General features: G+C 73.2%; 7 protein-coding genes. 6 read left to right on the top strand and 1 reads right to left on the bottom strand.

Annotated elements, in window-relative coordinates:
- The first annotated feature begins 222 nt into the window (after positions 1-222).
- Positions 223-1869 (top strand): long-chain fatty acid--CoA ligase, encoded by a 1647-nt coding sequence (locus tag AB0C69_RS34520; protein WP_360359285.1) that lies wholly within the window; start codon positions 223-225, stop codon positions 1867-1869.
- Between the two features lie 18 nt (positions 1870-1887).
- Here AB0C69_RS34520 and AB0C69_RS34515 read toward each other — a convergent pair whose 3' ends face one another.
- On the bottom strand, positions 1888-2490 hold the full coding sequence (locus AB0C69_RS34515; protein WP_360359283.1) for a TetR/AcrR family transcriptional regulator: 603 nt from the start codon (positions 2488-2490) through the stop codon (positions 1888-1890).
- A gap of 236 nt (positions 2491-2726) precedes the next feature.
- Between AB0C69_RS34515 and AB0C69_RS34510 the strand changes: the two genes are divergently transcribed.
- From AB0C69_RS34510 to AB0C69_RS34490, 5 genes are all read left to right on the top strand, one after another.
- A complete protein-coding gene (locus AB0C69_RS34510) occupies positions 2727-3506 on the top strand; it encodes an ABC transporter ATP-binding protein (RefSeq protein WP_360359280.1) in 780 nt (259 codons plus the stop codon).
- Positions 3499-4206: an ABC transporter ATP-binding protein gene (locus tag AB0C69_RS34505; protein ID WP_360359277.1), complete on the top strand. Its 708-nt coding sequence runs from the start codon at positions 3499-3501 to the stop codon at positions 4204-4206. The genes AB0C69_RS34510 and AB0C69_RS34505 overlap by 8 nt, the downstream gene beginning before the upstream one ends.
- Entirely contained in the window at positions 4206-5084 is an 879-nt protein-coding gene (locus AB0C69_RS34500) for a branched-chain amino acid ABC transporter permease (protein WP_360359274.1), read from the top strand. Before AB0C69_RS34505 ends, AB0C69_RS34500 begins: the two co-directional genes overlap by 1 nt.
- A 3-nt stretch (positions 5085-5087) precedes the next feature.
- Positions 5088-6278, top strand: coding sequence for a branched-chain amino acid ABC transporter permease (locus AB0C69_RS34495; protein WP_360359271.1), 1191 nt, complete (start codon positions 5088-5090; stop codon positions 6276-6278).
- On the top strand, positions 6196-7495 hold a 1300-nt coding region (locus AB0C69_RS34490), incomplete at its 3' end, for an ABC transporter substrate-binding protein (protein WP_360359268.1). The genes AB0C69_RS34495 and AB0C69_RS34490, both read left to right, overlap by 83 nt.

Here is a 7495-nt window from a genome sequence, read left to right as displayed (position 1 = left end):
GGCGGACGCACGCGGGACCGCCCGGCCCTCCCGTGTTCAGGGCCGGGCCGCGGCGGCGGGAGCCCGTCCACGCGCGGAAGGCGGCGCCGGGCGGGGCGTCCCGCGAGGGATCGTTGACGGCGGGGCGTTGTCGAAAATATGGTGAACCGACCGGTCGGTATGTGCGAAATTGCGTGCGGCCGACCGTTCCTGTCGCCGCCGCGGGCCTCTCGGAGAAAAGCCATGATCCTCAGCACGATGCAGGACTTTCCGCTGTCGGTCGCCGCGATCCTGCGGCACGGGGCGCGCGTCTACGGGCGCAGCGAGTGCGTGACCTGGACGGGCGGCGGCGAGCCCCGGCGCGCCACCTTCGCGCGGATCGCCGGCAACGCCGAGCGGCTCGCGTCCGCCCTGGCCAGGCTGGGCGTCCGTCCCGGCGACCGGGTGGCGACGTTCTGCTGGAACAACCAGGAGCACCTGGAGGCGTACTTCGCGGTGCCCGCCATGGGTGCGGTCCTGCACACGCTGAACATCCGGCTGTTCCCCGAGCAGCTCTCGCACATCATCAACCACGCCGACGACCAGGTCGTCATCGTCGACGACAGCCTCGTCCCGCTCCTGGCGCGCGTCGTGCGCGAGCTGCCCGCCGTCGAGGCGTTCGTCGTCGTCGGGGACGGCGACGCGTCGGCCCTGGAGGCCAACGGCAACGGGGCCCCCGTCCTGCGCTACCACGAGCTGCTCGCCGCGGAGGAGCCCGGGTACGCGTGGCCGGAGGTGGACGAGCGCTCCGCCGCGTCGATGTGCTACACCAGCGGCACCACGGGCGACCCGAAGGGCGTGGTGTACTCGCACCGCTCCACGTTCCTGCACGCGATGGCCGTGCAGTCGGCGTCGCTGGTGGGCATCACCGAGGCCGACCGCGTCCTGACGATCGTGCCGATGTTCCACGTCAACGCCTGGGGCCTGCCGTACGGGGCGTTCCTGTCCGGGGCGACGCTGCACATGCCGGGGCCGTTCATGCAGCCGGAGCACCTCGTGAGGTTCGTCGCCGCCGAGCGCAGCACGCTCGCCTCCGCCGTCCCGACGATCTGGAACGGGATCCTGGCCCTCGGGGAGCGGGAGGAGATCGACCTGTCGTCGCTGCGGGCGGGCACCTCCGGCGGCGCCGCCGCGCCCCGCGTCCTGCTGGAGCGCTTCGAGCGAAGGTACGGGCTGCGCATCATCCAGGGCTGGGGGATGACCGAGACGAGCCCGCTCGGCGGCATGGCGTTCCCGCCGCCCGGCGTCGAGCCCGGCACCGACGAGGACATGTACTGGCGGCTGAAGTCCGGCCGCGTCGCCGCCGGCGTCGAGATGCGCATCGTGGACGACTCCGGCGCCGAGCTGCCGTGGGACGGCGAGTCCGTCGGCGAGATCGAGGTGCGCGGTCCGTGGATCACCGGCGCCTACCACCGCGACCCCGCGCCGGAGAAGTTCGACGACGGCTGGCTGCGCACCGGCGACATCGGCACCATCGACGACCGAGGCTTCTACCAGATCACCGACCGCGCGAAGGACGTCATCAAGTCGGGCGGCGAGTGGATCTCCTCGGTGGAGCTGGAGAACCACCTCATGGCCCATCCCGCCGTGGCGGAGGCCGCCGTCATCGGCGTCCCCGACCCCCGCTGGGACGAGCGCCCCCTCGCCTGCGTCGTCCTGCGCTCGGACGCGTCCGCCACCCCCGGTGAGCTGGCGTCGTTCCTCGCGGACAAGGTCGCCCGCTGGCAGGTCCCCGAGTACTGGACGTTCCTGGAGGAGATCCCGAAGACCACGGTCGGGAAGTTCGACAAGAAGCCCCTGCGCGCCCGGCACCGGGACGCGGCGCTCGAGATCGAGCACGTGGAGCGCTGACGGCCGGCGGGCCGTCCGCTACTTCTCCAGGCCGTGGAGGAACAGGTCCACGTAGTGCTCGCTGATGGCGGCCGTCTTGAGGCGGCCGCCCGGGCGGTACCAGGCGCCGATCTGGTGGACGGTGCCGAAGAAGAAGTGGACGGCGATGTCGGCGGGCGTCTCGGTGCGGAACGTGCCCTCGCGCTGGCCCTCCTCGACCAGGGCGCGGAAGCGCTCGTGGTAGCGGCGCCGCTCGGCGCGCACGGCCTCCCGGCGGTCGCGGGAGAGCAGGTGCGTCGAGCGGAAGAAGACGGTGAAGTCGTCCAGGTAGAGGAACGAGGTGTTGAGGACGTCGACGGCGGCGGCGCGGAGCCGCTCGGCGGCCGTGCCGGGACCGTTGGCGATCTGCTCCAGCCGGGAGGTCTGCAGGCCGAGGAGCCGGTGGTAGATCTCGTAGAGCAGGTCGTCCTTGGAGCCGAAGTAGTGGTACATGGCCCCCTTGGTCACCCCGGCGGCGTTCACGATCTCCTGGACCGAGGTGTTCTCGAAGCCCTTCTCGGCGAACATCCGGGTCGCCACGGCCAGCAGCCGGTCGGGCAGCGGCAGGGTGCCGGCGGTCCGGCCCGCGGGCGCCTGCGCCATCGACACCACCTCCGTCCGGGAGCGCCCCGGGGTCTCGTGCCGCCCCGGCGCGGCCGCCCGCAGATCGCCGATCAGCCTACCGCCCGGCGGGGATCCCCCGCGGCGTGCGCCGGGACCGCCCGAATCGGCTGTTGACCGGAGCGCCCGCTGATTCTATCTTCGGTGAATCCGACCAGTCGGTATGTGCATTTGGGCCTCGGGGGATTCGCGCTGAATTATCGGCGAGGTGAGGCGACATGTCCGGCTCCTCCGCGACTCTGGAACTTCGAACGGTGACCGTCCGCTTCGCCGGACTGGTCGCATTGGACGGGGTGTCGCTCACGGCGCCCCAGGGCCGGGTCACCGGGGTGATCGGCCCGAACGGCGCGGGCAAGACGACCCTCTTCAACGTCGTGTGCGGGTTCGTCCGGCCGGAAGCGGGCGAGGTGCGCTGGCGGGGCCGGGTCCTCGGCCGGCATCGGCCGCACGACCTGACGCGGCTCGGCATCGCCCGCACCCTCCAGGGCCTCGGGCTGTTCCCGGGGCTGACCGTGCTGGAGAACGTGATGGTCGGCGCCGACCCGCACGCCAGGGCCGGGTTCTGGTCCGGCCTCCTCGCGCTTCCGCGCGCCGACCGCGACGAGGCGGCGCTGCGCGAGCGGGCCACGGCCCGGCTCGCGGAGCTGGGCGTCGCCGGCGAGGCCGCACGGCTCCCGGGGGAACTGCCTTACGGCGTGCAGAAGCGGGTCGCGCTGGCCCGCGCGCTCGTGGCCGAGCCCGACCTGCTGCTGCTGGACGAGCCCGCCGCCGGACTGTCCGCGGCCGAGATGGACGAGCTGGCCGGGCTGATCCGCGGGCTGCGGGGCGGGCCCGCCGTCGTCCTCGTCGAGCACCACATGGACCTCGTCATGGGCGTCTGCGACCAGGTCGTCGTGCTGGACTTCGGCAGGGTCATCGCGAGCGGCCCGCCGGAGCGCGTGCGCGACGACCCGGCCGTCCTCGACGCCTACCTCGGCGAGGAGGTCGGCGGTGCTTGAGGTGAAGGACCTCACGGTCTCCTACGGCGCGGTGCGGGCGCTCGACGGCGTCGGCCTCAGGGTGGACGAGGGCTCGCTGACCGCCGTGCTCGGCGCGAACGGCGCGGGGAAGACCACGCTGCTGCGCGCCGTCTCCGGTCTCCTGCGGCCCCGTTCGGGACGCGTCGAGCTCGACGGCGCCGACATCACCGGGACGGCGGTCGAGGAGATCGTCCGGCTCGGCGTCGCGCACGTCCCGCAGAACGGCGGCGTCATCACCGAGCTGACCGTGCAGGACAACCTGCGGCTCGGCGGGCTGTGGCGGCGCGACCGCGCGGCCCTCGCGCGCCGCGTCGCCGACATGTACGCGCTGTTCCCGCCGCTCGCCGAGCGCCGGTTCCGTGCCGCCGCCACCCTGTCCGGCGGCGAGCGGCAGATGCTCGCGCTGGCCCGGGCGCTGACCGGCGCGCCGCGGCTGCTGCTGGTGGACGAGCCGTCCCTCGGCCTCGCGCCGCGGGTGGTCGCCCAGCTGATGGCCGTGCTGCGGCGGCTGTGCGACGAGGACGGCCGGACCGTGCTGCTCGTGGAGCAGAACGCGCGCAGCGCGCTGTCGGTCGCCGACCGCGCCGTCGTCCTGGACCTCGGCTCCGTCGTGGCGGACGAGCCCGCCTCCGCCATCGCCGCCGACGACCGTCTCCGCCACGCCTACCTGGGGTTCTGATGGTGCGCTTCGTCAATCTCACCCTCGCCGGGATCACCTCCGGGGCGGTGTTCGCGGCGGTCGCCCTCGCCCTGGTGCTGATCTGGCGCTCCACCCGCGTCGTGAACTTCGCGCAGGGCGGCATGCTGATGTTCACGACATTCCTCGCCTGGAGCGTCATCGACGCTGGCGGCTCCTACTGGCTCGCGCTGGGCGCCGCCCTGGCGTCCGGGCTGGTGCTGGGCGCGGTCGTCGAGCGGGTCGTGGTGCGGCCCGTCGAGGACAAGCCGCCGCTGAACGCGGTGATCGTCACCCTCGGGCTGCTGGTGCTGCTGCAGGCGGCCGCGGGCATGATCTGGGGGGACACCCCGCACTCCTATCCGCCCGCCATCACCATCAAGGGCCTGTCCGCCGGCGGGACGCGGCTGCTGCTGTCGCCGTTCGACCTGTTCGTCATCGGCGCCGTCGCCGCGGTCATGGTGCTGCTGACGCTGCTGTTCGTCCGCACCGACCTCGGGCTGCGGCTGCGCGCCTCGGCGTTCGCGCCCGAGATCGCCCGGCTCCAGGGCGTCCGCGTCGGCCGGATGCTGACCCTCGGCTGGGCGCTCGCCGCGCTCGTCGGGTCCCTCGCCGGGGTGCTGATCGCCCCGTCGGTGTTCGTCGGGCCCGCCCAGTTCGACGCGATGCTGGTCTTCGGGTTCACCGCCGCCGTGATCGGCGGGCTGGACAGCCCGGCGGGCGCCGTCACCGGCGGGCTGCTGCTCGGCTGCGCCCTCAGCTACGTGTCCGGCTACCTCGGCTCGGAGCTGGTCGCCCTCGGGGCGCTCGCCGCCCTCATCACCGTCCTGATGATCAGACCGAACGGCCTGTTCGCGACGAGCCCCGGACGGAGGGTGTGACCCATGGCCGCCTCCGTGCGAAGCGCCCTGAGCCGCTCCACCCTGACCCGGCACGCGGCCGGCGCCGTCCTCGCGCTCGCCGCCCTGTACGTCCTGACCACGGCCGCCGCCCCCTACCGGGACCTGCAGATCGCGCAGGCCGCCTACCTCACCTGCGCGGCCGCCGGCCTGACGGTGCTGACCGGGCTCGGCGGGCAGATCTCCCTCGGGCACGGCGCGTTCATGGCGGTCGGCGCCTACACGGCCGCCCTGGTCATCGGGCACTGGGACTGGCCGCTCGCGGCGGTCCTGCCGGCGGCGGCCGGGGCCACCGCCCTCGCGGGGGCGGCGGTCGGCGCCGTCGCCGCCCGGCTGCACGGCCCCTACCTGGCCGGCGCCACCCTCGCCTTCGCCGTCGGGCTGCCCGGCCTCGCCAACTACGAGCCCCTCACCGGAGCGCTCGGCGGCCAGAACGGGCTGACTATCGTCCCGCCGGTCCCGCCCGCCGCGCTCGGCGAGACGTTCCCGCTGGAGCGCTGGCAGGCGTGGATCTGCTGCCTCGGCGCCGTCGTCACCCTGTTCCTGCTCGCCAACCTGACCCGCGGCCGGTTCGGGCGGACGCTGCGCGCCAGCCGCGACGACGAGATCGCCGCCGCGCTGAGCGGCGTCCGGGTCGCCCGGCTGCGGATCGCCGCCACCGTCGTCTCGGCGGCCTGCGCCGGGCTCGCCGGCGGGCTGCTCGCCGTGGTCGCCACGCTGGCCGCGCCGGGCGCGTTCCCGCTCACGCTGTCCCTCCAGCTCATCGCCGCGATCGTCATCGGCGGGCTCGGCAGCCTGCCGGGCGCGGTGTGGGGCGCGCTGATCCTGGTCTACGTGCCGACCTGGGCGGCGGACCTGTCGTCCTCGTCCGGCCTCTCGCACAACATCGCGTCGAACCTGCCCCTCGCCGTGTACGGCCTCGTCCTCATCGCGGTGACGCTGGCCTTCCCGCGCGGCGTCCAGGGAGGGCTGCGCGGCATCGGCGGCGCCGTCCGGCGCCGGGTGCCTGGGACGCGCGGCCGGGCTCCCGGGCCGCGCGGTCCGGCGCCGAGCGACACATCGGGGCCCACCACAACGCACCCAGGAGGAGCAGATGAAGCGACCCCGGACGATGCGGGCGCTCGCCCTGACGACCGCGGCGACGCTGGCGGTCGCGGCGAGCGGCTGCGGCGGTGACGGAGGGGGCGGCGGGTCGGCGGCGCCCGGGGTGACCGCCACCACCGTCACGATCGGCAGCCACCAGCCGCTGACCGGGCCGGCCGCGCCCGGCTACAGCGCCAACTCCGCGGCGTCCAAGGCGTTCTTCGACTACGTGAACGCGAACGGCGGCGTGCACGGACGCAAGATCGTCTACAAGTACGTGGACGACGCCTACAACCCGACGCAGACCGTGAGCGTGACGCGGAAGCTCGTCCTGCAGGACAGGGTCTTCGCGATCTTCAACGGGCTCGGCACGCCCACGCACTCCAAGGTGGTCGACTACCTGAACGCCCAGCGCGTCCCCGACCTGTTCGTCGCGTCCGGATGCGGTTGCTGGGACCAGCCGGACAAGCACCCGCAGACGTTCGGCTGGCAGGTCGACTACATCCGCGAAGGCAAGATCCTCGGCGACCACGTCAAGAAGGCCTACGCGGGCAAGAAGGTCGCCTACTTCTTCCAGAACGACGACTTCGGGCAGGACGGGGTGAAGGGCCTCGACAAGTACATCCCGAAGGACCAGGTCGTGTCCCGGCAGTCCTACCAGCCGGGCAGCACCGACATCGGCGCGCAGGCGCAGGCGATCGCGCAGTCCAAGGCCGACGTCGTCGTGCTGTTCAGCATCCCCACCTACACGGCGCTGTTCCGGCTCGCCGCGCTGAAGCTGAACTACAAGCCGACGTTCGTCGTCAGCAACGTCGGATCCGACCCGATCACCCTCACGGGGCTGCTGGAGAGCTTCGCCAAGAAGGGCGGCAGCGAGGTCGAGGGCAGCCCGCTCATCCAGGGCATGGTGACCGACGGCTACCTCGCCGCGCCGGGCGACGCCTCCAACAGCTGGACGGCGCTGTTCAAGAAGATCCACGACCGGTACATCCCGAAGCTGCCGTTCAACGGCAACATCGTCTACGGGATGTCGGTCGCCTACACCTTCGTGCAGGCGCTCCAGGCGGCCGGGAAGAACCCGACCCGCAAGGGCGTCGTGGAGGCGCTGGAGAAGTCGCGCTTCACCGGGCCGGGCGTCGTCCCGTTCGCCTACGGCGCGGACTCGCACGCCGGATACACCGGGGCGGTCATCGGCACGGTCAAGGGGCAGAACGTCGTGCCCCAGGGGCAGCCGCTGACCACCGACGACGGCGACGGGCCGATCCAGCCCTACACGACCCCGCAGCCGCAGGCGCCCGCCAACGGCATCC

The organism is Actinomadura sp. NPDC048032, assembly GCF_040653175.1.
GTDB classification, from domain to species: domain Bacteria; phylum Actinomycetota; class Actinomycetes; order Streptosporangiales; family Streptosporangiaceae; genus Spirillospora; species Spirillospora verrucosospora.
This window is presented reverse-complemented; position numbering and strand designations above follow the sequence as displayed.

Bases quoted from the DNA above. Each gene is read 5' to 3' on its own strand.
- AB0C69_RS34520 (WP_360359285.1), top strand. From the start codon at position 223: ATGATCCTCAGCACGATGCAGGACTTTCCGCTGTCGGTCGCCGCGATC.
- AB0C69_RS34515 (WP_360359283.1), bottom strand. From the start codon at position 2,490: ATGGCGCAGGCGCCCGCGGGCCGGACCGCCGGCACCCTGCCGCTGCCC.
- AB0C69_RS34510 (WP_360359280.1), top strand. From the start codon at position 2,727: ATGTCCGGCTCCTCCGCGACTCTGGAACTTCGAACGGTGACCGTCCGC.
- AB0C69_RS34500 (WP_360359274.1), top strand. From the start codon at position 4,206: ATGGTGCGCTTCGTCAATCTCACCCTCGCCGGGATCACCTCCGGGGCG.
- AB0C69_RS34495 (WP_360359271.1), top strand. From the start codon at position 5,088: ATGGCCGCCTCCGTGCGAAGCGCCCTGAGCCGCTCCACCCTGACCCGG.